The organism is Pseudomonas sp. PvP009, assembly GCF_017832995.1.
Classification (GTDB): domain Bacteria; phylum Pseudomonadota; class Gammaproteobacteria; order Pseudomonadales; family Pseudomonadaceae; genus Aquipseudomonas; species Aquipseudomonas syringae.
In genome coordinates, this window is the sequence record NZ_JAFIBG010000001.1 from 3,932,598 (window position 1) to 3,957,137 (window position 24,540).

Annotated in this window: 20 protein-coding genes and 2 tRNA genes; 8 read left to right on the forward strand and 14 right to left on the reverse strand. The window is 59.3% G+C overall.

The window, feature by feature from the left end:
• Together JOE29_RS16635 and JOE29_RS16640 are read left to right on the forward strand one after the other, a co-directional pair.
• Window positions 1–990 carry an ABC transporter ATP-binding protein gene (locus JOE29_RS16635; RefSeq protein ID WP_058444067.1) on the forward strand — a complete coding sequence of 330 codons (990 nt, stop codon included), beginning with the start codon at window positions 1–3 and terminating at the stop codon, window positions 988–990.
• An 85-nt stretch (window positions 991–1,075) separates the two neighbouring features.
• Window positions 1,076–1,729, forward strand: coding sequence for an HAD family hydrolase (locus JOE29_RS16640; protein WP_003409519.1), 654 nt, complete (start codon window positions 1,076–1,078; stop codon window positions 1,727–1,729).
• 19 nt (window positions 1,730–1,748) lie between these two features.
• Here JOE29_RS16640 and JOE29_RS16645 read toward each other — a convergent pair whose 3' ends face one another.
• On the reverse strand, window positions 1,749–2,711 hold the full coding sequence (locus JOE29_RS16645; protein ID WP_003409516.1) for an NAD(P)H-quinone oxidoreductase: 963 nt from the start codon (window positions 2,709–2,711) through the stop codon (window positions 1,749–1,751).
• A gap of 138 nt (window positions 2,712–2,849) precedes the next feature.
• Here JOE29_RS16645 and JOE29_RS16650 point away from each other — a divergent pair, with 138 nt between their 5' ends.
• Window positions 2,850–4,931, forward strand: a complete 2,082-nt coding sequence (locus JOE29_RS16650) for a carboxy terminal-processing peptidase (protein WP_003317439.1) — start codon at window positions 2,850–2,852, stop codon at window positions 4,929–4,931.
• A gap of 117 nt (window positions 4,932–5,048) precedes the next feature.
• Window positions 5,049–6,821 carry a GGDEF domain-containing protein gene (locus tag JOE29_RS16655; RefSeq protein ID WP_024684444.1) on the forward strand — a complete coding sequence of 591 codons (1,773 nt, stop codon included), beginning with the start codon at window positions 5,049–5,051 and terminating at the stop codon, window positions 6,819–6,821.
• A 17-nt stretch (window positions 6,822–6,838) separates the two neighbouring features.
• On the opposite strand, the gene JOE29_RS16660 is transcribed toward JOE29_RS16655, so the two are convergent.
• From JOE29_RS16660 to JOE29_RS16680, 5 genes are all read right to left on the reverse strand, one after another.
• Window positions 6,839–7,210 (reverse strand): hypothetical protein, encoded by a 372-nt coding sequence (locus JOE29_RS16660; protein ID WP_003390904.1) that lies wholly within the window; start codon window positions 7,208–7,210, stop codon window positions 6,839–6,841.
• Window positions 7,207–7,548 carry a helix-turn-helix transcriptional regulator gene (locus tag JOE29_RS16665; protein ID WP_058444065.1) on the reverse strand — a complete coding sequence of 114 codons (342 nt, stop codon included), beginning with the start codon at window positions 7,546–7,548 and terminating at the stop codon, window positions 7,207–7,209. Before JOE29_RS16665 ends, JOE29_RS16660 begins: the two co-directional genes overlap by 4 nt.
• Before the next feature lie 100 nt (window positions 7,549–7,648).
• Window positions 7,649–8,101 (reverse strand): YkvA family protein, encoded by a 453-nt coding sequence (locus JOE29_RS16670; protein WP_003317434.1) that lies wholly within the window; start codon window positions 8,099–8,101, stop codon window positions 7,649–7,651.
• A 365-nt stretch (window positions 8,102–8,466) separates the two neighbouring features.
• Window positions 8,467–9,237: an FKBP-type peptidyl-prolyl cis-trans isomerase gene (locus JOE29_RS16675; RefSeq protein ID WP_057407554.1), complete on the reverse strand. Its 771-nt coding sequence runs from the start codon at window positions 9,235–9,237 to the stop codon at window positions 8,467–8,469.
• Window positions 9,238–9,443: 206 nt separating this feature from the next.
• Window positions 9,444–10,853, reverse strand: coding sequence for a DUF4329 domain-containing protein (locus JOE29_RS16680; protein ID WP_058444063.1), 1,410 nt, complete (start codon window positions 10,851–10,853; stop codon window positions 9,444–9,446).
• Window positions 10,854–11,099: 246 nt separating this feature from the next.
• Here JOE29_RS16680 and JOE29_RS16685 point away from each other — a divergent pair, with 246 nt between their 5' ends.
• A complete protein-coding gene (locus tag JOE29_RS16685) occupies window positions 11,100–11,618 on the forward strand; it encodes a hypothetical protein (RefSeq protein WP_044311743.1) in 519 nt (172 codons plus the stop codon).
• A 32-nt stretch (window positions 11,619–11,650) separates the two neighbouring features.
• Here the strand turns inward: JOE29_RS16685 and JOE29_RS16690 are convergent, their stop codons facing one another.
• From JOE29_RS16690 to JOE29_RS16710, 5 genes are all read right to left on the reverse strand, one after another.
• Window positions 11,651–12,043, reverse strand: coding sequence for a VOC family protein (locus JOE29_RS16690; RefSeq protein ID WP_003346527.1), 393 nt, complete (start codon window positions 12,041–12,043; stop codon window positions 11,651–11,653).
• A gap of 55 nt (window positions 12,044–12,098) precedes the next feature.
• Window positions 12,099–13,289 (reverse strand): CoA transferase, encoded by a 1,191-nt coding sequence (locus tag JOE29_RS16695; RefSeq protein ID WP_210079714.1) that lies wholly within the window; start codon window positions 13,287–13,289, stop codon window positions 12,099–12,101.
• A gap of 125 nt (window positions 13,290–13,414) precedes the next feature.
• Window positions 13,415–13,810 (reverse strand): hypothetical protein, encoded by a 396-nt coding sequence (locus JOE29_RS16700; RefSeq protein ID WP_210079715.1) that lies wholly within the window; start codon window positions 13,808–13,810, stop codon window positions 13,415–13,417.
• A gap of 368 nt (window positions 13,811–14,178) precedes the next feature.
• Window positions 14,179–14,255: transfer RNA gene (locus tag JOE29_RS16705), tRNA-Asp, on the reverse strand.
• Window positions 14,256–14,276: 21 nt separating this feature from the next.
• Window positions 14,277–14,352 (reverse strand) — tRNA-Val (locus JOE29_RS16710).
• Between the two features lie 171 nt (window positions 14,353–14,523).
• On the opposite strand from JOE29_RS16710, the gene rdgC reads away from it, so the two are divergent.
• Window positions 14,524–15,444: a recombination-associated protein RdgC gene (gene rdgC / locus JOE29_RS16715; RefSeq protein WP_003317427.1), complete on the forward strand. Its 921-nt coding sequence runs from the start codon at window positions 14,524–14,526 to the stop codon at window positions 15,442–15,444.
• A gap of 96 nt (window positions 15,445–15,540) precedes the next feature.
• Window positions 15,541–16,488 carry a bile acid:sodium symporter family protein gene (locus tag JOE29_RS16720; protein WP_057405489.1) on the forward strand — a complete coding sequence of 316 codons (948 nt, stop codon included), beginning with the start codon at window positions 15,541–15,543 and terminating at the stop codon, window positions 16,486–16,488.
• Window positions 16,489–16,707: 219 nt separating this feature from the next.
• Here the strand turns inward: JOE29_RS16720 and JOE29_RS16725 are convergent, their stop codons facing one another.
• Complete coding sequence (locus tag JOE29_RS16725; RefSeq protein ID WP_003415632.1) at window positions 16,708–18,582, reverse strand: MFS transporter; 1,875 nt, start codon at window positions 18,580–18,582, stop codon at window positions 16,708–16,710.
• Window positions 18,583–18,824: 242 nt separating this feature from the next.
• Between JOE29_RS16725 and JOE29_RS16730 the strand changes: the two genes are divergently transcribed.
• The gene (locus JOE29_RS16730; protein ID WP_057405491.1) at window positions 18,825–22,301 is read left to right on the forward strand and encodes a PAS domain-containing hybrid sensor histidine kinase/response regulator; all 3,477 of its coding nucleotides are present in this window, start codon (window positions 18,825–18,827) and stop codon (window positions 22,299–22,301) included.
• A 69-nt stretch (window positions 22,302–22,370) separates the two neighbouring features.
• On the opposite strand, the gene JOE29_RS16735 is transcribed toward JOE29_RS16730, so the two are convergent.
• Window positions 22,371–23,309 carry an aspartyl/asparaginyl beta-hydroxylase domain-containing protein gene (locus JOE29_RS16735; RefSeq protein ID WP_003317423.1) on the reverse strand — a complete coding sequence of 313 codons (939 nt, stop codon included), beginning with the start codon at window positions 23,307–23,309 and terminating at the stop codon, window positions 22,371–22,373.
• 175 nt (window positions 23,310–23,484) lie between these two features.
• Complete coding sequence (gene cysK / locus JOE29_RS16740) at window positions 23,485–24,459, reverse strand: cysteine synthase A (protein WP_003421272.1); 975 nt, start codon at window positions 24,457–24,459, stop codon at window positions 23,485–23,487.
• Window positions 24,460–24,540 lie beyond the last annotated feature (81 nt).

The following is a 24,540-nucleotide window of genomic DNA, read 5'->3' on the forward strand; positions in this document are numbered from 1 at the left end:
ATGAGTTTTGTCAGCATTGAAAACCTGCAGAAAAGCTATGCCAGCACGTCAGTGTTCAGCGACATCAACTGCAGCATCGCGAAGGGCGAATTCGTTACCTTGCTGGGCCCGTCGGGCTGCGGCAAATCCACCTTATTGCGCTGCATCGCCGGGCTGACCCCGGTCAACAGCGGGCGCATTCTGCTCGATGGCAGCGACCTTGTGCCGCTCACGCCGCAAAAGCGCAACATCGGCATGGTGTTCCAGAGCTATGCGCTGTTTCCCAACATGACCGTCGAGCAAAACGTTGCCTTCGGGCTGCGCATTCAGAAAGTCAGTACCGACGAGAGCGCAAGGCGCGTTGCCGAGATTCTGCGCATGGTCGAGCTGCACGATTTTGCCACGCGTTACCCACATCAACTGTCCGGCGGGCAATGCCAGCGCGTGGCGCTGGCGCGCTCACTGGTCACTCGCCCGCGTCTACTGCTGCTCGATGAGCCGCTGTCAGCGCTGGATGCGCGGATTCGCAAGAACCTGCGCGAACAGATCCGCGCCATTCAACGCGAGCTGAGCCTGACCACTATTTTCGTGACCCACGACCAGGAAGAAGCGCTGACCATGTCAGACCGTATCTTCCTGATGAACCAGGGCCGGATCGTGCAGAGCGGTGACGCCGAAACACTGTACACCGCGCCTGTGGACGTCTTCGCCGCAGGCTTCATCGGCAACTACAACCTGCTGGAAGCCGACGACGCCACTCGCCTGATGCAGCGCCCGATCAACAGCCGCGTGGCGATCCGCCCTGAGTCGATCCAATTGAGCCTGACGGGCGAACTGGAAGGCGAAGTACGCAGTCACAGTCTGCTCGGCAACGTCATCCGCTACCGGGTGCAGGCGCGTGGCGTAGACCTTGTGGTCGACGTACTGAACCGCAGCGCCGACGACCTGCACCCGGACGGAAGGCGTGTAACACTGAACATCGAACCGTCGGCGCTGTGCGCGCTTGACTGACGCAACCGCCGAGCTTTCGCTTGAAGCTTGAAGCTTGAAGCTTGAAGCTTGAAGCTAACGTAACCAACACTGAGGATAAGCACACATGCCCCTGGCAATTTTCGACCTGGACGAGACCCTGATCGGTGGTGACTGCGCCACGCTCTGGAGCGAGCAGATGGGTCGCCTGGGCTGGGTTGACTCGACGTCGTTCATGCAACGCAACGACGAACTGATGGCCGCCTACAGCGCGGGCGAGCTCGCGATGGAAGACTACATGGCCTTCAGCCTGGAACCCATGGCTGGCCGTACCCCCGAAGAAATCGATCATCTGGTCGGCCCTTGGGTCGAGGACGTCATCGAGCCGATTATCTACAGCGACGCCTGCACGTGCATTGCAAAGCACCGCGCTAAGGGTGACCGCATTCTGGTGATCTCGGCGTCGGGTGTGCATCTGGTCAAGCCGATCGCCGAACGCCTCGGCATCGACGAGGTGCTGGGTATCGAGCTGGACGTGCAGCATGGCGTCTACAGCGGTGCAACCGTCGGCGTGCTGACCTATCGGGAAGGCAAGATCACGCGCCTGATGGAATGGCTGGATGCCGAGGGGGAAAATCTCGAGGGTGCGAGTTTCTATTCGGATTCGCGCAATGACCTGCCGCTACTGCTCAAGGTTGACCACCCTAACGTGGTCAACCCCGATGCCGTGTTACTGGAACACGCACAGAAAGCTGGCTGGCCGGTGCACGACTGGAGCTGAGTCCAGAGGCACCGCCTGATCAGACCAGGCTTTCGTCGATGACCAGCACGATCTTGCCGGACACCGTGTTGGTCGCCAGCTCTTCGAACGCCGCTTCGGCATCCTTGATCGCAAAGGATTTCGCCAGTTGCGGCTTGAGGCGACCCTCAGTGAACAGCGGCCAGACGTGCTGCCCCAGATCGCTGAGCAGGTCGGCCTTGAATGTGTCGTCGCGGCTGCGCAAGGTCGAACCCATCAACTGGATACGCTTGCCCAGTACGTGAGCCAGGTCCACCTGCGCCTCGCGGCCGCTCATGATGCCGATCAGCACCCAGCGACCGTCCAGAGCCAGCAGTTTGACGTTGAGCTCGGCGTAGCTCGCCCCCACCGGGTCGAGAATGACGTTGAACGGTGCAAAATCGCTCAGCCCTTCAAGACTTTCGCTGCGCACCACACCGCCCTGCGCCCCCAGCTCGACACAATAGGCCAGCCGTTCGGCCGAGCCGACGCTGACCCACACCGGGTTACCAAACGCCTTGCAAAGCTGAATCCCGGCTGAACCAACCCCACTTGCGCCAGCGTGCAGCAAAACCTTCTCGCCAGGCTTGAGCCCGGCGAGTTCGAACAGGTTCAACCACGCCGTGGCATAGACCTCAGGAATGGCCGCCGCCTCGTGCAGCGAAAGACCTTCCGGGACCGGCAGCACGTGTCGCCCATCGACCACCACTTCTTCGGCCATCGCCCCGCCCGCCAACAGCGCACAGACGCGGTCTCCGACCACCCAGGACGAACCCGGACCGACTTCGGCGATTACGCCGGAGCACTCCAGACCCAGTGTCTGAGTGACTCCAGGCGGCGGCGGATACTTGCCTTCGCGCTGCAACAGATCGGCACGATTCAAACCTGCAGCCGCCACTTTGATACGTACCTGCCCCACATCAAGGGCCGGACTCGGCTCCTCGACCCATTCCACATGTCCTTCAACGCCTTGCAATGCCTTCACGGTGCCTCCATAGTGAGTCCAGACTGAGCCCGTGGCTGTTTTGCCCGGGCTTTTGCATTATGCGGCCGGGTCCAAAGGAACCGGCGACCTCAAAGACGGCCTAATATGCGTTATCAATTGTCCTCGCGTCGAATCAGCATGAAGCAATTATTCCCCAGCACTGCCCTCGCACTGTTTGTCGGCCTTAGCGTTTTGCCGATGTCAGCCAGTACCTTTGCCGCCAACAGCTGGGATAATCTTCAGCCGGACCGCGACGAAGTGATTGCCAGCCTCAACGTGGTTGAGCTGCTCAAACGACATCACTACAGCAAGCCGCCCCTTGACGACAAGCGTTCGGCGATTATTTACCAGAGCTACATCAAGCAACTGGACCCCTCGCGCAGCTATTTCATGGCCAGCGACATTGCCGATTTCGATAAATGGCAGTTCCAGTTCGACGACTTTCTGAAAAGTGGCGACCTGAACGCCGGCTTCATCATCTACAAGCGCTATCTGGACCGCGTCAACGCGCGTCTGAATTTTGCGCTGGGCGAGTTGGGCAAGGGTGTCGACAAGCTCGACTTCAACACCAAGGAAACCCTGCTGGTCGACCGCAAGGACGCCGCATGGCCCAAGGATACAGCCGAGCTCGACGAACTGTGGCGCAAGCGCATCAAGGATGAAGTCCTGCGTTTGAAGATTGCAGGCAAGGACCCGGCGAAGATTCAGGAAACCCTGACCAAGCGCTACAAGAATCAGCAGGCGCGTCTGAACCAGACCCGTGCCGAAGATATCTTCCAGGCCTACATCAACACATTCGCCATGTCCTACGACCCGCACACCAACTACCTGTCACCTGACAGCGCGGAGAACTTCGACATCAACATGAGCCTGTCGCTTGAAGGCATCGGCGCCGTGTTGCAGAGCGATAACGACAACGTCAAGATCGTGCGTCTGGTCCCGGCAGGTCCGGCGGCCAAGACCAAACAGGTCGCGCCGGCCGACAAGATCGTGGCCGTTGCCCAGGGCGACAAGGAAATGGTCGACGTGATCGGCTGGCGTCTGGATGAAGTGGTCAAGCTGATCCGCGGTCCGAAAGGCTCGGTGGTACGCCTGGAGATCATCCCGGCCAGCAATGCGCCGAATGACCAGACCAGCAAGATCGTTGCCATCACCCGTGAAGCGGTGAAACTTGAAGAACAGGCGGCCAAGAAGTCGATCCTGCACATCAAGCAGGATGGCAAGGACTACAAGCTCGGCGTCATCGACATTCCGGCCTTCTATCTGGACTTCAAGGCCTACCGTGCCGGCGATCCGGAATACAAGAGCACCACCCGTGACGTGAAGAAACTGCTCACCGAATTGCAGGCCGAGAAGGTCGACGGTGTGGTACTGGATCTGCGCAACAACGGTGGCGGTTCGTTGCAGGAAGCCACCGAACTGACCAGCCTGTTCATCGACAAGGGCCCGACCGTGCTGGTGCGTAATGCCGACGGCAAGGTCGATGTGCTTGAAGACGAAGCCAAGGGCGCGTTCTACAAAGGCCCGATGGCATTGCTGGTCAACCGTCTGTCTGCGTCGGCTTCGGAGATTTTCGCCGGCGCGATGCAGGACTATCACCGCGCGCTGGTGATCGGTGGTCAGACCTTCGGTAAAGGCACCGTGCAGACCATTCAGCCGCTCAATCACGGCGAACTGAAACTGACGCTGGCCAAGTTCTACAGGGTTTCCGGTCAGAGCACCCAGCATCAGGGCGTGGTACCGGACATCACTTACCCGTCGCTGATCGACACCAAGGAAATCGGCGAGAGCGCGCTGCCCGAGGCCATGCCGTGGGACAGCATCAAACCGGCGATCAAGCCGGCCATTGATCCGTTCAAGCCGTTCCTTGCCCAGCTGCAGGCACGTCACGAAGCACGCTCGGCCAAAGACGCCGAGTTCGTGTTCATCGAGGATCGTCTGGCATTGGCCAAGAAGCTGATGAACGAGAAGACCGTCAGCCTCAATGAAGCCGACCGTCGTGCCGAGCATGCCTCGATCGAAAGCAAGCAACTTGCGCTGGAAAACACCCGCCGCAAGGCCAAGGGTGAGGAGCCGCTCAAAGAGCTGAAGAAGGAAGACGAAGACGCGCTGCCGGTGGAAGACGAGAAGACCAAACCCGAGGACGATGCCTATCTGGCAGAGACCGGGCGCATTCTCATCGACTACCTGGGCCTGAGTGCCGCTGTCGCGAAAAAGTAACGCAGGCTCATTGATGGCTATTTAGCTTCAACGTCATCAAACAGTCATGAAGCTGTCGTGAAATACGGGGCTGAACGCGAAATCGTTCAGCCCTTTTTCATTCTCTCCGAGACGACCATGACCATAACAGAGCAGCTGAGCGCACTGAGTTCCATTCTGGCTCGTGGTGATTTGCACAGTTTGTTCCAGCCCATCGTCTCGCTGTCGGAGCACCGGATTCTGGGCTATGAAGCCCTGACCCGCGGCCCCTCCAACAGCGCCCTGCACTCACCCTTGAACCTGTTCGCCATCGCCCGCCAGGCCGGTCGCCTGAGCGAGCTGGAGTTGAGTTGCCGGGACAGCGCCTGCCGACGTTTCAGTCAGCAGAAGTTACCGGGCAAGCTGTTTCTCAACGTTTCCCCCGAATCGCTGCTCGAAACCTCTCACCCTCCGGGCCGGACCCTGGAAATGCTGCGTCGCTACCAGATCGCGCCCAAGGACGTAGTCATCGAACTGACCGAGCAGATGCCCACCGATGATTTCGACCTGCTATACAACGCCTTGCACCACTATCGCGACATGGGTTTTTCCATCGCGCTGGACGATCTGGGTGCCGGTTATTCGAGCTTGCGACTCTGGTCGGAGCTGCGTCCGGACTACGTGAAAATCGATCGGCACTTCATCGACGGCATTCACCAGGATGCGGTGAAGCGCGAGTTCGTCGGTTCCATGCTGCAGATGGCCAAGGCCTCCAGGGCGACGGTGATTGCCGAAGGCATCGAATTGCCGGAAGAGCTGGCGACCCTGAAAGACATGGGCGTGAACCTGGTTCAAGGCTATCTGCTGGCGCGTCCTCAGGAACGCCCGCCGCGCGACACCCGCGCCATGTTGCCAAAAACAGAGATCACAGTGGTGCCGCTCAACGAAGAAGCGGCCGATCTGTCTGCGCTGCTCAACCCACAGCCATCGGTCAGCCAGTCCACCCCCACGGCTGAAGTGCTGGAAGCGTTTCGCAGGCAGGCCAACCTCAACTCGCTGGCGGTGCTGGATGACGACGCCCGACCGTGTGGCATCGTCCACCGGCACTCGTTGTCCGAGGCGCTGCTCAAGCCCTTCGGCACCGAGCTGTTTGCCCGCAAACCAATCAGCCGCCTGATGAGCAGTGACTTTTTGGCCGTGGAAGTCAGCCAGTCGCTGCAACAGGTCAGCCGGCTGTTGACCAGCCGTGCCCGGCAGCGCATCGAGGAGGATTTCATCATCACCTCGAACGGCACCTATCTTGGGCTGGGCCGGGTGATCGACGTGCTCAAGCTGATTACCGAAATGAAGATCCAGCAGGCACGTTACGCCAACCCGCTGACCCTGCTGCCCGGCAATGTTCCGATTCAGCAATGCCTGACTCGGCTGCTGCAGCAAGGCCGTGCATCGATGATCTGCTACGTGGATATCGACAGCTTCAAGCCCTTCAACGACATCTACGGTTATGCGCGTGGCGACGAGGTGCTGCTGTGTCTGGCGCAATGCCTGAACGACCGCATCGATCCGGCCAGAGACTTTGTCGGGCACATCGGCGGGGATGATTTTCTGATGGTGCTGGGCTTTGATGACTGGGAACGACGCCTGAAGACCCTGCTGGATGATTTTCAGAATCAATGCCGCCGTTTCTACCGCGCAGAACACCTGGAAGCCGGTTGCTTCATCGCCCTCAATCGTCAGGGCCAACGCCAGGAGTTTCCCCTGCTATCGCTGTCGATTGGCGTGGTGCACCTGCATGAAGAAAGCTGCACACTGGTCGATGCCAGCCAGTTGGCCGACCTCGCTTCACAGGCCAAGCACTTCGCCAAGGATGTCGCCGGCGCCAGCATTCACGTCATCGATTCGACGCGGCTGGATTTGTTGATGCAGGCGTGAGGGCCGGTGTCATACCCCTACTGCGCTTCAACTTCCGGATAACTGTATTCGAACACCCGAACCACTTCCGAGGCGTGCCATGAGGCTGCCGCGACGCCGTCCGAAGGTCCGGTGAAGCGGCCCAGCCGTTCAGCGCACTCGAAAAAACCAGGACGCGGCAGGCGGCTTGCGCCCTGGCTGATGACCAGCGAACTGCGCAAGGGCTGTTCAGCGCGGGCATCCATGGCGGCGAGGTGCTCAAGGGCGGCGGTCAGGGTCTGCATGGCCGGGCTGGGCAGTTGCAGGCGCTCCACCAGCGCGCGATAGGTCAGCAGATGCCGTTGGCGACGGGCCAGATCGAGCTCATTGAGCAGCCCATCCCAATGCTGACGACTGATGCGCACGCTCACGACTCACCTCGCCAGCCCGGCACCCCAAGCTCCCACGCCAGGCTGCGCTTGATGGCACCGTCCGGCTCACGAGTACCGTTCTCGATCAGCTCCAGGTAGGACGGGCTGATGCCGACGGTACGCGCCAGGCTCGCCGCTTCAAGGCCTTTGGCCTCGCGCAGTGCACGCAATTCATCGAAGCCGGGAAGCTCACTGGTGGTGGTGCCGGAAGTCGATGCAGCCGGCTCGCTGGAAGGCTTGCCAGCCAGTCCGGCAGCCTTGAGCAGGGCTTGATACTGCGCCCAGGGCAGCACTGCGTATTCAGGCTCCCCGTCACGGGATATCACTTGAAGATCCATAGAGTCACCTTGTACTACACGACTGCAGACTGATCAGGCTTGATCCATAGGCAGGCATCTTAACAGCGGAACGCCAGGGCTTGTGTTCAATCCGTGAGACTTACACCTTGCCTCGCTCTTGCTCCAGCAGTGCCTGAGTCTTCGGCAGTTGCTCGACCACGATGAGTTTCTCGGGCGATTGCTGCGCGCGCCATGCACGAAAGGCGTCCAGCTCATTGCTCAGGTGCTTGGTAACCCACGCCAGCACGGCGATGTCATCGAGCATGCCGAGGCCGGGTATCCAGTCGGGGATCGCATCCAGCGGGCTGAGGAAGTACATCAGACCGGCGACGATGGACAGGATCGCTTTAGGGCTGATGGCGCGGTATTCGCCCCGCCAGTAAGCCAGGCACAAGGCCTGCAGCAAACGCAGGTCTTCCTTGAGTTTGCCCAGACGACTGCCTTCACTGTTGCCTTTACGCGCGACAGCGAACAGCAATCCTGGCAATCGTCCAGCGGCCAGCAGACGCCGGGCTCCGGGCAGATAACGGATAAAGTTCCACGGTGCTTTCATACCCACTCCCGTTCAGCAAAATGTCGTTCGATAAAGCAGATTCGCTGAACCTGCCTGGCCAGCGCCATAAGGTTATCCACAATAATTGTGGATAACCTTGTGAACAGTGGCTTTTTTCCAGCCTCAACACCCCGTTTTCGGGGGACCATAGTCAGATCGGGCGTTTTTTACTCACAAAAAAACTACAAACGTGTGAACCCGCCAGCCTCGATGAAACGAGTGCCTTGATCTTGCCGGACTGTCGGACAATGCTTTTGCATGCATCCATGATAGTGGGACTGCCCGAATGGCTAAGCGTTCGGGAAATAAGACGGACACAAAAACGCCCTGTCGAGACAGGGCGTTTTCTGTAGCCAGGTGGTGCGTTACTTCTTGGCCGGAGCCGAAACGGCAGGAGCTGCCTCTTCTTCGTCGGCATCAGCACCAGGCGTTGGTGCCGCTGCAGGGTCCTTGATACCCAGCAGTTCAAGATCGAACACCAGTACCGAGTTGGCCGGGATCGCCGGGCTCGGGCTCTGTGCGCCGTAAGCCAGATCACTCGGGATAAAGAGTTTGATCTTCTCGCCGACGTGCATCAGTTGCAGACCTTCGACCCAACCCGGAATCACACCGCCAACAGGCAGGTCGATCGGGCTGCCGCGCTCAACGGAACTGTCGAAGACCTTGCCGTCGATCAGCTTGCCTTCGTAGTGAACAGTCACAACATCGGTAGGCTTGGGCTGAGCGCCATCGGCTTTCTTGATGATCTGATACTGCAGGCCGGAAGCGGTGGTGACCACGCCGTCCTTTTTACCGTTCTCTTCGAGGAATTTCTTGCCAGCGGCAGAAGCTTCTTCGCTCATCTTCGCCAGACGCTCTTCGGAACGCTTTTGCAGCGCGGAGAAGGCTTCAACCAGCTCTTCGTCCTTGAGTTTCTGATCTTTCTTGCCAACAGCGTCTTCGATACCCAGGGCTACAGCCTTGGAATCCAGATCATCCATACCTTCCTGAGCCAGGCTTTTGCCCATGTTCAGACCGATGCCATAAGACGCTTTTTGTGCTGGGGTTTTCAGCTCTACGGTGCTGGCTTGCTTGTCACAACCTGCGAGTACCAGACCGACCAGGGCAATCGCCGCTGCCAACCGATGCTGTTTCATGCTAATTCCTTGTTCATGCGCCAAAAGGGCAAACGAGTAAAGCCGCGAGCTTATCAGGCCGCCGCGATCAATGGCTACCGGCATGAGAGGCAGAAAACGCCGATAAGTTCAGGTATCCAAAGGTTTTCCCGGATCTGTACCGCATTGTTCAGTTGCAGTTCAGTTTGTGATTCGCACAGGCAAGGCGCTGGCTCGCTGCACAGGGCTCAGGCTACGGGACTGATCACACCGGCATCAGGCCAGCGCGCACTGGTCTGTAGCACGCGCAGAAGCCCGGCCCGCGCCACCCGACGGACGAAATCCTGCACGCTGAGGGTACCGGCTTCGAGTTGCGCCTGAATGGACTCGGCCCCGGAGTACACGCGCGATACGCTTTGCAACAGTTGAAACTCCTCGGCGGACTGGCTGGGGGTGTAACAGAGCAGCGCGCCGTCGGCTGCCGAGAAATAGACGGCGGACATCTCGAAACCATAGCGAATCGGCAAGCCTTTGCGGCGCTGTGCCGGTTTGTGCCGATAGCTGAACATCCGATGCAGGTCATCCGGCTCGAAGAAATCGTTCATCACTTCACGCCCACCCTCGACGGCCAGATTGGCTGAACAGAAATACATACCGTCCACACGATAGCCGTCAGGCAATGCAGGCCGGTAATACGCATCGGGATGGAACGCCGAACACGGCGCGTACACCGGCATGCCGTCATCGAGAATCGGCTCGGCAATCCGATAGGCTCGCTCGACCGGATTGAACAGAAGAAAACCGATGATCTGCGAATGAATACGACTGCCGATACGGCCATGTGCATAACGTGCAGCCTCATCGGCGCTGTCGAACGGCGCGCTGAGACTCAGGGGTCGGGGTGGCCATTGCGCGTCGCAGCTTGCAGGCGATTTGGCGGGAGGTGTACGAGCGGCAGCGTCGTCCGGGTAAGGCTGCCAGTCGGCCGGCACTTTGCCTGACCGCCCCCACAGTCGGCTGGGCACTATCACGTGCAGATCCCCGGCTCCGGCCAGCAAGCGGACCACATCACTGGGCATCATGCTGAGGTTCTGCAACGCCTTGTGGATCTGGCTGAGTTCACACAAGTGCGGCATGCTCCGCGGACCAGAAACGCGCGCAAACAAAGCGTCTTCGGCAGCAGAGCGGGACAGCGTGTATTTGATCAGGGAGCCGTCAGGCCCGGAAAGATAGGTCGCCGCACACACCTCCTGATCGTCGATCACCGCATAAATGTCGCCGACAGAAAAACTGTTCGGGTAAGTGACCTTTTCACTGTCCGGCCACTCGTCGAGCCCGGCCTGCAGTGACGGGTGAGAATGGTAGACCGCATAGTCCTCATGCCCTTGCGGGTAGAGCACATAACCTTCCTGCTCGTTGCGCGGGAAAACCTCGTTGGGATCGAAGCTGAACTGGCTGCCGTTCATGGGTTCGGTCGCAATGTACTTGCCATCCTTGCGAACCAGGATGAAACCGCCGTATTCGCGATCACGCCGGTCGCCGATCCGCTCATGGGCATAACGCGCGGCATCGTCAGGATGATCGAAGGGCGCGCTGAGCGTCGGCATGTCGGGGTGCTGATCAATGGATCGTTTGTAGAGTCTTTTTCTGGGGTACATCCGGGGCTCCTTGAAAGCCTGACTGATTGAGTCATGAGCGTAAGGAAACCCGACACGGCAAGTGACATAGATGAATATGACCTTACCTAGGTCTGCCGGCGCCGGACAACATGAAATTAAAGATAATTTTTAAGCATTTCGGGATGTGCTTCGATCCGCGGCGTGGGCGAGTCTGCCCAGCCCCTGCGTCGACCATCGCGACTGGCGATCAGGGCTCATGCAGTTTGTCGTGTTCAGGAACGTTTTATGCAATCGACCGCTCGTTTTCGTTCAAAGCGCACGACAGCCCGCCAGTTGGCAAGCCTGGCCGTGATCGCCGCAGCAGCCATGTTGCCGGTCAGCGCAGCCTATGCCGCCAAGAAACCGCCTCTGGTTGTCACTGAGGGCATCAAGGCCTACCGCCTGTGCACAGGCTCCGACAAGCTTTCACACGTCATCGAAGGCTCGATCGATCAACAGGCCATGACCGATGTCAGCGCCCTGCACTTCAAGGAGACCCCGGCGCACTCGACCTTTGACTGGCACCCGGCACCCGAAGAGCAGTACGTGATCACCCTGTCCGGCACGCTGGAATTTTCCACCACTGGCGGCGAAAACTTTGTCCTGCACCCCGGGGAAGTGTTGCTGGCGCAGGACACCACAGGCCCCGGCCATCGCTGGAAGCTGATCGACGATCAGCCTTGGCGACGTGCGTACGTCATCACCAAGCCAGGCGACAAGGGCGCGTTCGTGCCGAAGGACGGAGCGTCTGCGAAGGGCTGCTGATGCAGTGATGCAGCCGCCTCCATCAACCGTGATTACATCGACGCATCAGCCGCTGGCTCGGAAATTTCGATCAGGTTCAGATCCGGATCACGCACATATACCGACCAGATCGGCCCGGTAGCACCGGTGCGCTCGACTGGACCTTCGACGATCGGCCAGTCCTGCTCCTGCAGGTGCACAATCACCTGCTCGAGCGGGATGGTGGCGATGAAACACAGATCCAGCGCACCTGGCACCGGCAAATGAGCCTTGGGCTCGAATTCCTTGCCGCGTTCATGGACGTTGATTTTCTGATTGCCGAAGCGGAATGCCAGACGTCCCTGACGAAAGCGTTCAGGGGTCATACCCAGAACGCGTACGTAAAAGTCCTTACAGGCGTCGATATCGGCAGTGGTCAGTACCAGGTGGTCCAGATGATCAATCACGGGATCAGCTCCGTTTGGAATAGAGTTCTGTTTACGACAACGGCCACGTTTCGGATCAGATAATGCCAAGCCGACGCCACTCGGCACGTGTGCCAGCATCGATACCATGGGCTTCAAGCACGGCATCGGTGTGTTGGCCGAGTGTCGGCGCAGACGATCGTACCTGACCCGGCGTGTCTTGAAGTTTAGGCACAATCCCCGGAAGGGTGACGGGTGTTCCGTCGCCCAGCGTGCCCTGCAACAGCATGTCTCGCGCCTGATAATGCGGGTCACTGGCGATGTCGGCAGCGTCGTAGATCTTGCCTGCCGGGATACGTGCTTCGTTGAGCGCCGCAAGGACTTCGTCCATCGAGCGCTCGGCGGTCCAGGTCGAAATGGCCGCATCGATGCGCGCCACATGCCGGACCCGCCCGTCGTTGTGCTGAAGCTCGGGGTCGCTGGCCAGATCCATGCGACCGATCCTTTCCATCAGGCGCCGGAAGATACTGTCGCCATTGCCCGCGATCAGCGCGTACTTGCCGTCATTGCAGCGGTAGGCATTGCTCGGAGCGATGCCAGGCAGACTGCTGCCAGCCGGCTCGCGGACAGTATCGAATACCGAATACTCGGGAATCAGGCTTTCCATCATGTTGAACACTGACTCGTACAACGCGACATCTATTTGCTGCCCCTCGCCGCCATTCTGCTCACGGTGACGAAGCGCCAGCAGAACGCCGATCACACCGTGCAGCGCAGACAGCGAATCGCCAATCGATACGCCGACACGCACTGGCGTGCGCCCTGCCTCGCCCGACAGATGACGCAAACCGCCCATGGCCTCGCCGATCACGCCAAAACCCGGCCGGTCGCGATACGGCCCGGTCTGCCCGTAGCCAGAGACACGCAGCATGATCAGTTTCGGATTGAGGGCGTGCAGCGCTTCCCAGCTCAACCCCCAGCCTTCAAGCGTGCCGGGGCGAAAGTTCTCGACCAGTACATCGGCATCCCGGATCAACCGTCGTGCCATTTCCTGCGCTTGAGGCTGGCGCAGATCAAGGGTCACCGACTGTTTGTTGCGGGACTGCACCGCCCACCAGACGGACGTGCCGTTATGCAGCAAACGCCATTTGCGCAGGGGATCCCCGGTCAGCGGCGGCTCGACCTTGATGACCTCGGCACCGAACTCGGCGAGGATCTTCGCCGCGAATGGACCGGCAATGAGCTGGCCCAGCTCCACCACCTTGATGCCCTGAAGAGGTAGGCTCATGACACGTCCTTTCTTGTTTGGGAGGTGGAGGAATGATCTGCGCAAATGCGCTGGATGGAAAGCCGGACAGTGCGCTGCCAGACCAGACCGCCGTAAAAACCCCGCACCAGGCGGGGTTCATTAAATCAATTGCTGCAGGCTAACTGGAAACTCATCGAGGAATCACCCGAGCCCCCCCGTTTACCGACCATAAGCCCCAATACATTGACCTGCTCCGTAGTTGCCGCGCTGCCCAACTTGGCGTGCCCATAGAACAGCCGTTCATGATCACTGGTATCAATGGAAGACACCGAGCAGAAACCTGGAGAGTTCTTAAACTGTCCTTCCTTGAAGAACACTTTATAGGTTGCGAAGTAGTCTTTCTGGCTGCTGTAACTTACAGACTTGATCCAAGGGGACGACTGAGCAACAACATTACCGCGCTGGTCGATGGTCGCGGTGTGCAGCACTGGCTTGGCCAGCGCGCTCGCAGACAGGATCAAGGCCGTAGTGCCTATAAACAGTTTAAAACGATTTTTCATAGTCATCCCTTTACTCACTGAAGTATCAGACCGCCTCGATTCTGCGGTCGGTCTGGATTAATTATTTGGGGTCATCAAGAGAACTTCTGATGACTGAATACCCCATCAACCCATTCAGCTAATACCAGCAAAGAGAATAAATCAAGCGTTCACCAAGGCTAACTAGCAGGCCTGGTTTAAACTTCAATAATTAAGGATGTTACTTACATCCGCGCAGAATAATTCTTACAAAACTTCAATAGAACTGCAGCAGGGGCATTGCACGTTGCACGAGGGGGGCGGGATTTCCAGACGACAGAAAGCAAAAAGCCCGCACTAGGCGGGCTTTCTGTTTGCTTCAAGGAGTTCAAGGGCCTTGAAGCGGAATATGGCGCAGCGGACGGGACTCGAACCCGCGACCCCCGGCGTGACAGGCCGGTATTCTAACCGACTGAACTACCGCTGCGCGTAACACTAAAAGCGAGTTTGGTGGGTGATGACGGGATCGAACCGCCGACCCGCTGCTTGTAAGGCAGCTGCTCTCCCAGCTGAGCTAATCACCCTTCACTCTCGGTGTGGCGCGCATTCTACGGAGCGACCTGTACTCTGGCAAGCACTTTTTTAAATAATTTTTATAATCCTTCCAAAGGCTTACAAACGCTCTGTACAGGGTTGGCCCCAGCGGCTGAGGAGCGAATAATGCCCGCCTTTGTATAGAAAGAGAGATTCACCTCATGTGGTTCAAAAACCTGCTTGTCTATCGCCTGACCCAGGACGTGCCTTTTGATGCCGAAGCGCTGGAGACAGCACTGGCGACCAAGCCGGCGCGCGCCTGCGCCAGCCAGGAGGTAGCCACCTATGGTTTCGTCGCTCCTTTCGGCAAGGGCGAAGACGCTCCATTGGTACACATCAGTCAGGACTTCATGCTGATCGCTGCACGCAAGGAAGAACGCATTCTGCCGGGCAGCGTCGTGCGTGACGCGCTCAAGGAAAAGGTCGACGAGATCGAAGCCGAGCAGATGCGCAAGGTCTACAAGAAGGAACGCGATCAGCTCAAGGATGAAATCATCCAGGCCTTCCTGCCGCGCGCCTTTATCCGCCGCTCCGCCACCTTCGCCGCCATCGCGCCGAAACAGGGCCTGATCCTGGTCAATGCCTCCAGCCCGAAACGCGCCGAGGACCTGTTGTCCACCCTGCGCGAGGTCATCGGCTCGCTGCCGGTACGTCCGCTGACGGTCAAGGTTTCACCGAGTGCGACCATGACTGACTGGGTCAAGACTCAGAAAGCAGCCGACAACTTCTTCGTGCTGGACGAGTGCGAGCTGCGCGATACCCATGAAGATGGCGGCATCGTGCGCTGCAAACGTCAGGACCTGACCGGCGACGAAATCCAGCTGCACCTGAGCACAGGCAAGGTCGTGACCCAGCTGTCGCTGGCCTGGCAGGACAAGCTGTCGTTCGTGCTGGACGATAAGCTGGTGGTCAAGCGTCTGAAGTTCGAGGACCTGCTGCAGGATCAGGCCGAACAGGACGGTGGTGACGAAGCGTTGGGGCAACTGGACGCCAGCTTCACGCTGATGATGCTGACCTTCGGCGAATTTCTGCCGGAGCTGTTCGAGGCATTGGGCGGCGAAGAGATTCCGCAAGGCATCTGATACGCGCTTTTGCAACACTGCCGCTCGAAACACTGCGCCGTCACGTCAGACGGCGCATTCATTTCATCCCGGTTATTCAACCAGAAGGAACAGGCCATGCGTGCGTTGGCAGCCTTGAGTCGCTTTGTCGGCAACACGTTTGCCTACTGGGTGTTGTTGTTCGCCATTCTGGCATTTCTGTTTCCGCAGGCATTCATTGGCCTTAAGAGCTGGATCGTGCCGCTACTCGGGCTGGTCATGTTCGGCATGGGCCTGACCCTGAAACTCGACGATTTTTCCGAAGTGGCGCGTAACCCGTGGCGAGTGGCGCTGGGTGTGATTGCGCACTTCGTGATCATGCCCGGTGTGGCCTGGTTGCTGTGTCAGGTGTTTCAACTGCCGCCGGAGATCGCCGTGGGCGTGATTCTGGTCGGCTGCTGTCCGAGCGGCACTTCATCCAACGTCATGGCCTGGCTGGCAAAGGGTGATCTGGCGCTGGCGGTGGCGATCGCTGCGGTCACTACCCTGCTCGCCCCGCTGCTGACCCCGACCTTGATCTGGTTCCTCGCTTCGGCGTGGCTGCCGGTGTCTTTCCTCGATATGTTCTGGTCGATCCTGCAACTGGTCATGCTGCCGATTGTGTTGGGCGTGGTTGCCCAGCGTCTGTTGGGCGCGCGGGTCAGCTATGCGGTGGACGTGCTGCCGCTGGTGTCGGTGGTCAGTATTGTGATGATCGTCTGCGCTGTGGTCGCGGCCAGTCAGGCGAAAATCGCTGAATCCGGCCTGCTGATCATGGCGGTGGTGATTCTGCATAACACGTTCGGTTTTCTGTTGGGTTATTTCACTGGCAAGGTTTTCAAGCTGCCATTAGCACAACGCAAGTCGCTGGCGCTGGAGGTCGGCATGCAGAATTCGGGGCTGGGCGCTGCGCTGGCCAGTGCGCATTTCTCGCCGCTGGCGGCGGTGCCAAGTGCGCTGTTCAGTGTCTGGCACAATATTTCCGGGGCGTTGCTGTCGACGTATTTCAGGACGATGCCGGAGGAAGAGAATACGTCCGCCCGTTGATGTCAGTTGACTATCGTTCCTCACGCTCCAGTGAACTGACCCCAAAAAGTTGGACGGTTGACTATCGTTCCCATGCTCCGCGTGGGAATGCAGTTCGTGACGCTCTGCGTCACACGGCGGTTCTGCGAGGTCAGGTGGATGTGGGTTCCAGCTCAGGTCACCTTTGGCCATCGTGCCAATCCGAAGTGATTGGCACGTCAGTTGTACAGAGCGTAAACGCTACTGCACTTTCCCTCTCAGCGCTTTCACTTCTTCGCGCACGTCCACGGGGGTTGCCACGTCGGCGGCAATGGGCGAACCGGCAACCAGTACCACGCGAGACCAGAGGCGGCGAAACAGGGTCTTGCTCGGGTCGCGGCTGAAGAAGCTGCCCCACAGGCCTTGCAGTGCCAGTGGAATGACCGGTACCGGGGTTTCCTGGATGATGCGGCTCATGCCGTTCTTGAAGCCGTTGATTTCGCCGTCGGTGGTCAGTTTGCCTTCCGGGAAGATGCACACCAGTTCGCCTTCCGCGAGGTACTGGGCGATGCGCTTGAACGACTTCTCGTAGATGTCCATGTCTTCGTTACGCCCGGCAATGGGGATGGTCCCGGCTGTGCGAAAGATGAAGTTGAGCACGGGCAGCTGGTAGATCTTGTAGTACATGACAAAGCGGATCGGGCGCCTCACTGCACCGGCAATCAGCAATGCATCGACAAAGGACACATGGTTGCAGACCAGCAGCGCCGCGCCTTCGTCCGGGATCCGATCCAGATTGCGGTGTTCGACGCGGTACATGGAATGGCCAAGCAGCCAGATCATGAAGCGCATGGTGAACTCGGGGACGATCTTGAAGATGTAGATGTTGACCGCGATGTTCATCACCGACACGGCCAGAAACAGCTGCGGAATCGACAGTTTGGCAACGCTCAGCAGCAGGATCGAGACAATCGCCGAGACCACCATGAACAGCGCGTTGAGAATGTTGTTGGCGGCGATGACGCGCGAGCGCTCTTTCAGCGGCGTGCGCGACTGGATCAAGGCGTAAAGCGGCACGATGTAAAAGCCACCGAATACGCCGATACCCAGAATATCGAACAGCACCAGCCAGCCCTGCCCTGAGGACAGCACCGCCAGCCAGTCGTTGGCCTGCACGTTCTGTGGGAAACCGCCCGAATGCCACCACAGCAGCAGGCCAAAAATCGTCAGGCCCATCGAGCCGAACGGCACCAGCCCGATCTCGACCTTATGCCCGGACAAGCGCTCGCAGAGCAACGAGCCCAGCGCGATGCCGATGGAGAATACGGCCAGAATCAGCGTAACGACCGTTTCGTCGCCGTACATCCATTCCTTGGCATAGGCCGGGATCTGCGTCAGGTAGATAGCGCCCACGAACCAGAACCACGAGTTGCCGACAATCGAGCGCGAAACCGCGGGCGTCTGCCCAAGCCCCATGCGCAAGGTGGCCCATGACTGGGTAAAAATGTTCCAGTTGAGCTTCATCTCCGGCGAGGCAGCATCGGCGCGCGGGATACCGAAGCTGGCCAGGAACCCCAGGCAGGCAACCAGCACGATGGCAGCCGCCACCACCCAGGCATAGTGCGAAGAAGACATCATCACACCCGCGCTGATGGTGCCGGCCAGAATCGCCAGAAAGGTGCCCATCTCGACCAGCGCGTTGCCACCGACCAGTTCGCTCTCGCGCAGGTGCTGGGGCAGGATCGAATACTTGACCGGCCCGAACAGCGCAGAGTGCGTGCCCATGGCGAACAGCGCGGCCAGCATCAACTCCAGATGATTGAACAGAAAGCCTGCGGCGCCGACCACCATGATGACAATCTCGCCGAACTTGATGATCCGGATCAACTTGTCCTTGGGGTACTTCTCGCCGAACTGCCCGGCCAGCGCCGAGAACAGAAAGAACGGCAGGATGAACAGCAAGGCGCACAGATTGACGTAGATCGAGCGATCCCCGTCGATGCTCAGCTTGTAAAGGATGGCAAGGATCAATGACTGCTTGAAGATGTTGTCATTGAATGCCCCGAGGGACTGCGTGATGAAAAACGGCAGGAAACGGCGTTTCCCGAGCAGGCTGAATTGTGACTGTTGGCTCATCGTCCGTGGTCCTGAGAGGCTGGGGAGAACTGACGCAGCGGCCAATCCGAGGCACATTGAAGACGTAACGCCGCCGAATGTCGATAGGACATTTTCTTTTACAAAACCTGTGTCGCTATTTTTATCACTTCGGGCTTGGCCGGGACCGCTGCGACACCGCGCCACGCTCGACCTTGGTCGACAAAGACGAAGCGCGGCCATCGTGCGAGACTGCGCGTTATCGATACGGTGTGGAATTTGATATGTCGCTGTCCAGCGGGCTGATTGCGGCCGTTGCTCTTACCTATATGGCCATCATGTTCGCCATCGCCTTCTACGGCGACCGCTACAGCGCGTCGCTGCGCCCGACTATGCGCGCCTGGGTCTACAGCCTGTCGCTGGCGGTGTACTGCACCAGTTGGACGTTTTTCGGCGCAGTGGGTCAGGCCGCCGAGCAGTTGTGGTCGTTTCTGCCGATTTATCTGGGACCCATCGTGCTGATGGTACTGGCGCCCTGGGTACTGCAAAAAATGGTGCTGATCAGCAAGCAGGAAAATATCACTTCAATTGCCGACTTCATCGCAGCGCGCTATGGCAAGTCCCAGTCACTGGCGGTGATGGTGGCGCTGATTTGCCTGATCGGCATGCTGCCGTACATCGCGTTGCAGCTCAAAGGCATCGTGCTTGGGGTGAATATCCTGATCGGTGCCGTGGCTGACTCCACCGGCACCCGTGCGCAGGACACCGCGCTGGTGGTGTCGCTGATTCTCGCGCTGTTCACCATCGTCTTCGGCGCACGCAATCTGGATGTCACCGAACACCATCGCGGTATGGTGCTGGCCATTGCTTTCGAGGCGCTGGTCAAGCTGTTTGCGTTCATGGCGGTCGGCGTATTCGTCACGTTCGGCCTGTATGACGGATTCGACGACTTGTTCAATCAGGCCAAACTCGCGCCACGTCTCGAGGAATACTGGAAAGACACGATCAACTGGCCGTCGATGTTCGTGCAGACCGGCGTGGCGATGATGGCGATTGTCTGCCTGCCCCGCCAGTTCCACGTGACGGTGGTCGAGAACATTGAGCCTCAAGACCTGAATCTCGCCAAATGGGTGTTCCCGGCCTATCTGGCGCTGGCTGCACTGTTCGTGGTGCCGATTGCACTGGCCGGACAAATGCTCCTGCCGGGCTCCATGCTGCCCGACTCGTTCGTGATCAGCCTGCCGCTGGCTCACGCTCACCCTTCACTCGCGCTGCTGGCCTTCATTGGCGGAGCATCGGCGGCAACCGGCATGGTGATCGTCGCCTGCGTAGCGCTGTCGACGATGATTTCCAACGACATGCTGCTGCCGTGGCTGTTAAGACGCAAAAACACCGAACGGCCGTTCGAAGCGTTTCGTCACTGGATGCTTTCCGTCAGACGCATCAGCATCGTGATGATTCTTCTGCTGGCCTACGTCAGCTACCGGATGCTCGGGTCGACGGCCAGTCTGGCGACCATCGGCCAGATCGCCTTTGCCGCGATCACCCAGCTGGCTCCCGCCATGTTCGGTGCGTTGTACTGGAAGCAGGCCAATCGGCGTGGTGTATTTGCAGGCCTGGCGGCCGGTATCTTCATTTGGTTCTACACCCTCGTGCTGCCGGTGGCGGCGCATGGCATGGGCTGGTCTTTGAGCACGTTCCCACTGCTCTCCTGGCTGCACAGCAACCCGTTCGACCTGCCTATCTCGCCGATGACCCAGGGCGTGGTGCTGTCGATGGCCGGCAACTGCACGTTGTTCGCCTGGGTGTCGATGCTGTCGCGCACGCGAGTGGCCGAGCACTGGCAGGCGGGTCGTTTCATCGGCCAGGAAACCCAGGGACGCGACTTCAGCCGCCCGCTGCTTGCGGTACAGATCGAGGACCTGCTCAGCCTGTCGGCACGCTTCGTCGGTGAGGACCGCGCGCGGCAGAGTTTCATCCGCTTCGCCCAACGGCAGGGCAAGGGTTTCAACCCCAGCCTGAATGCCGACGGAGAATGGATCGCGCATACCGAGCGACTGCTGGCCGGCGTGCTCGGCACCTCTTCGACCCGTGCGGTGGTCAAGGCTGCTATCGAAGGTCGCGACATGCAGCTGGAAGACGTCGTACGCATCGCCGACGAAGCCTCCGAAGTCCTGCAGTTCAACCGCGCGCTGCTGCAGGGTGCTATCGAAAACATTACCCAGGGCATCAGCGTGGTCGACCAGTCCTTGCGTCTAGTCGCCTGGAATCGTCGCTACCTTGAGCTGTTCAATTACCCTGAAGGCCTGATCGGCGTTGGCCGGCCGATTGCCGACATCATCCGTTACAACGCCGAGCGCGGACTCTGCGGGCCGGGCGAGGCAGAGGTTCACGTTGCGCGGCGTCTGCACTGGATGCGCCAAGGCCGCGCTCACACCTCGGAGCGGTTGTTTCCCAATGGCCAGGTGATCGAACTGATTGGCAACCCGATGCCGGGCGGCGGCTTCGTCATGAGTTTCACCGACATCACCGAGTTCCGCGCCGCCGAGCACGCCCTCAAAGGCGTCAATGAAAGTCTTGAGCAACGGGTAGCCGCACGTACCCACGAGTTGTCCCAGCTCAATCAGGCGCTGACCGAAGCCAAGGGCACCGCTGAAGCCGCCAACGAATCGAAGACCCGTTTCCTGGCCGCGGTGAGCCACGACCTGATGCAGCCGTTGAACGCTGCACGACTGTTCTCCGCCGCGCTGTCACATCAGCAGGAAGGGATTTCCAGCGACGCCCAGCAACTGGTTCGGCACCTGGACAGCTCGCTGCGCTCTGCCGAAGACCTGATCAGCGACCTGCTGGATATTTCCCGCATCGAAAACGGCAAGATCACCCCGGATCGCCAACCGTTTCCGCTCAGCGCGCTGTTTGACACCCTCGGTGCCGAATTCAAAGCGCTGGCTCAGGAGCAAGGCCTGAGTTTTCGTGTGAGGGGCAGTTCACTGCGCGTCGACAGTGATATCAAGCTGTTGCGCCGGGTGTTGCAGAACTTTTTGACCAACGCTTTCCGCTATGCCAAAGGTCCTATTCTGCTGGGTGTCAGGCGCTACGGTGACAGCCTGAGCCTGGAAGTCTGGGACCGGGGGCCGGGCATTCCCGAAGACAAGCGCAAGGTGATCTTCGAAGAATTCAAACGCCTCGACAGCCACAAGACTCACGCGGCCAAGGGGCTGGGCCTGGGGCTGGCGATCGCCGATGGTTTGTGCCGCATCCTCGAGCATCCTTTACAGGTGCGCTCATGGACCGGCAAAGGCAGCGTATTCAGCGTCCGGGTACCGCTGGCCGCGCCCCAGGCTGCACTCCCCGCAACACTGCCTGAAGTCAGCCGCCCCGCACTGAACGGTACGCACGTGCTGTGTGTCGACAACGAAGACAGCATCCTGATCGGTATGCACAGCCTGCTGTCACGCTGGGGCTGTCAGGTCTGGACCGCGCGCAATCGACAGGAATGCGAAGCGCTGCTGAACAATGGCGTCCGGCCGCAGATTGCCCTGGTGGATTACCATCTTGATGAAGGCGAAACCGGTACTGAACTCATGGCCTGGCTGCGTACCCGACTGGGTCAACCGGTGCCGGGCGTGCTTATCAGTGCCGATGGGCGTGCGGAGTTGATCGCTCAGGTGCACGCGGCGGGGCTCGATTACCTGCCCAAGCCGGTCAAGCCTGCAGCGCTGCGCGCACTGTTGAGCCGGCATGTGAGTCTGGACGGGTAACGGAATGCCGGTTGTTCGCAGAGGCCACGAACAACCGGATCAGTGCGGAGTAACAGAAAGGACTGTCGCTTAACCAAACAACCAGTAGCCCAGCAGCGTCAGTACCGCCACGGCCAGAACAGGGCGCAATATGCGATAAGCCTTGGGGTTGGCGCGCTTGAACTGCTTGACCTTGCCACTGAAGCCATCACTGAAACGCTTGCTGAACGCATACGCCTGGTTGATTCCGCCGACGCGCTCGTCGTCGAGGTTCTGCGGAGCGGTGGCGCGCCCCAGAAACGCGCTGACACTGCGGTTCATACGGGTCATGAAGCGGTTGGTCAGTGGACGCTCGATGTCACAGAACAGAATCACCCGGGTCTGGTCGGTCTCGTTCTTGACCCAGTGAACATAGGTCTCATCGAACATGACGTCCTGACCGTCACGCCAGGCGTATTCCTTGCCATCGACGAAGATCCGGCAGTCATCGGAGTTGGGTGTCGACAGGCCCAGGTGATAACGCAGCGAGCCGGCAAACGGATCGCGGTGCGGATTGAGGTGACTGCCACCCGGCAACAGCGCGAACATCGCGCCCTTGACGTTGGGAATGCTGTTGACCAGTTCGACGGTTTTCGGGCACAGCGCCTCGGCAGACGGCAAGGCCTTGTCGTACCACTTCAGGTAAAAGCGCTTCCAGCCCTTCTTGAAGAACGAGCCAAAACCGGCGTCGTTGTTTTTCTCCGCCGCACGAATATAGCCTTCGTCGAACAGGTGCATGGCTTCGTCGCGAATGGTTTCCCAGTTGTCCTTGAGGATGTCCAGTTCAGGGAACTTGCTGCGGTCCAGATACGGCTCGGACGGCACGCGGGAAAACAGGTACATCAGTGCGTTGTAAGGTGCGAACAATGCCGAATGGTTGACGAACTGCCGCAACAGGGGCAATCGGGCACGACCGCGCAAATGAACGTACAGCGTGCTGCCCAGAAACAGCATCAGGATCGATGCCTTGGCAACAAATGAAAGGGTCATGAAGCTCTCCTTGAAGCGGGCAGATAACGCCAAACGTCACGCGGGCAGTGCTGATGCATGATTCTGAATAATGACCGGAGCGCCGGGCGGACAGCGCTGATCGTCCGGCGAGTCGTAAGCTGGCCATCATAAACCCTTGCGTTGTCCGCATGAAGTGCGCACTTGCGAAGATGTGTTACTGGGAAAGCTCCTGATCGGTGAACAGATCGCTGAACAGCATGCTCGACAGGTAACGTTCGCCGGAGTCCGGCAGCACCACCACGATCGTCTTGCCCTGCATCTCCGGCTTTTCAGCCAGACGGACGGCGGCCGCCATTGCCGCGCCGCACGAAATACCGCACAGAATGCCCTCCTCCTGCATCAGACGCCGCGCCATGGCCTTGGACTCTTCATCGGTGACACGCTCTACCCGATCGACAATCGACAGGTCGAGGTTTTTCGGGATGAAGCCGGCGCCGATGCCCTGAATCTTGTGCGGGCTGGGGGTGATCGTTTCACCGGCCATCGCCTGGGTGATGATCGGCGAACCGTCCGGCTCGACGGCGACCGACAGGATCGGTTTGCCTTCGGTGTGCTTGATATACCGGGAGATACCGGTGATAGTCCCGCCAGTCCCTACGCCTGCCACCAAGACGTCGATGGCACCGTCGGTGTCTGCCCAGATTTCCGGGCCAGTGGTTTTTTCATGGATGGCCGGGTTGGCCGGGTTCTCGAACTGCGCCGGCATGAAATAGTGCTCGGGGTTACCTGCCAGCAGCTCTTCGGCCTTGGCAATCGCACCTTTCATCCCCTTGGCCGCTTCGGTCAGCACCAGTTCTGCGCCCAGGGCCTTGAGTACCTTACGACGTTCTATGCTCATGGAAGCAGGCATGGTGAGCATCAGCTTGTAGCCACGGGCAGCGGCAACGAAGGCCAGACCGATGCCGGTGTTGCCCGAGGTTGGCTCGACGATGGTCATGCCCGGCTTGAGCCTGCCGCTGCTTTCGGCGTCCCAGATCATGTTGGCGCCGATACGGCATTTGACGGAATAACCCGGATTACGCCCTTCGATCTTGGCCAGAATGGTGACACCGCGTGGCGCGATACGATTGATCTGCACCAGCGGCGTATTACCGATGGAATGGGCGTTATCAGCGTAGATACGGCTCATGAGGGTGTCCTTGTGCACATCGGTTAAAGACCCAAAGCCTATGCCGCCAACTGTGGGGCGTCCAGTCTGACCGAACGGATG

Bases quoted from the DNA above. Each gene is read 5' to 3' on its own strand.
- JOE29_RS16635 (WP_058444067.1), top strand. From the start codon at position 1: ATGAGTTTTGTCAGCATTGAAAACCTGCAGAAAAGCTATGCCAGCACG.
- JOE29_RS16640 (WP_003409519.1), top strand. From the start codon at position 1,076: ATGCCCCTGGCAATTTTCGACCTGGACGAGACCCTGATCGGTGGTGAC.
- JOE29_RS16650 (WP_003317439.1), top strand. From the start codon at position 2,850: ATGAAGCAATTATTCCCCAGCACTGCCCTCGCACTGTTTGTCGGCCTT.
- JOE29_RS16655 (WP_024684444.1), top strand. From the start codon at position 5,049: ATGACCATAACAGAGCAGCTGAGCGCACTGAGTTCCATTCTGGCTCGT.
- JOE29_RS16665 (WP_058444065.1), bottom strand. From the start codon at position 7,548: ATGGATCTTCAAGTGATATCCCGTGACGGGGAGCCTGAATACGCAGTG.
- JOE29_RS16670 (WP_003317434.1), bottom strand. From the start codon at position 8,101: ATGAAAGCACCGTGGAACTTTATCCGTTATCTGCCCGGAGCCCGGCGT.
- JOE29_RS16675 (WP_057407554.1), bottom strand. From the start codon at position 9,237: ATGAAACAGCATCGGTTGGCAGCGGCGATTGCCCTGGTCGGTCTGGTA.
- JOE29_RS16680 (WP_058444063.1), bottom strand. From the start codon at position 10,853: ATGTACCCCAGAAAAAGACTCTACAAACGATCCATTGATCAGCACCCC.
- JOE29_RS16685 (WP_044311743.1), top strand. From the start codon at position 11,100: ATGCAATCGACCGCTCGTTTTCGTTCAAAGCGCACGACAGCCCGCCAG.
- JOE29_RS16695 (WP_210079714.1), bottom strand. From the start codon at position 13,289: ATGAGCCTACCTCTTCAGGGCATCAAGGTGGTGGAGCTGGGCCAGCTC.
- JOE29_RS16700 (WP_210079715.1), bottom strand. From the start codon at position 13,810: ATGAAAAATCGTTTTAAACTGTTTATAGGCACTACGGCCTTGATCCTG.
- rdgC (WP_003317427.1), top strand. From the start codon at position 14,524: ATGTGGTTCAAAAACCTGCTTGTCTATCGCCTGACCCAGGACGTGCCT.
- JOE29_RS16720 (WP_057405489.1), top strand. From the start codon at position 15,541: ATGCGTGCGTTGGCAGCCTTGAGTCGCTTTGTCGGCAACACGTTTGCC.
- JOE29_RS16725 (WP_003415632.1), bottom strand. From the start codon at position 18,582: ATGAGCCAACAGTCACAATTCAGCCTGCTCGGGAAACGCCGTTTCCTG.
- JOE29_RS16730 (WP_057405491.1), top strand. From the start codon at position 18,825: ATGTCGCTGTCCAGCGGGCTGATTGCGGCCGTTGCTCTTACCTATATG.
- JOE29_RS16735 (WP_003317423.1), bottom strand. From the start codon at position 23,309: ATGACCCTTTCATTTGTTGCCAAGGCATCGATCCTGATGCTGTTTCTG.
- cysK (WP_003421272.1), bottom strand. From the start codon at position 24,459: ATGAGCCGTATCTACGCTGATAACGCCCATTCCATCGGTAATACGCCG.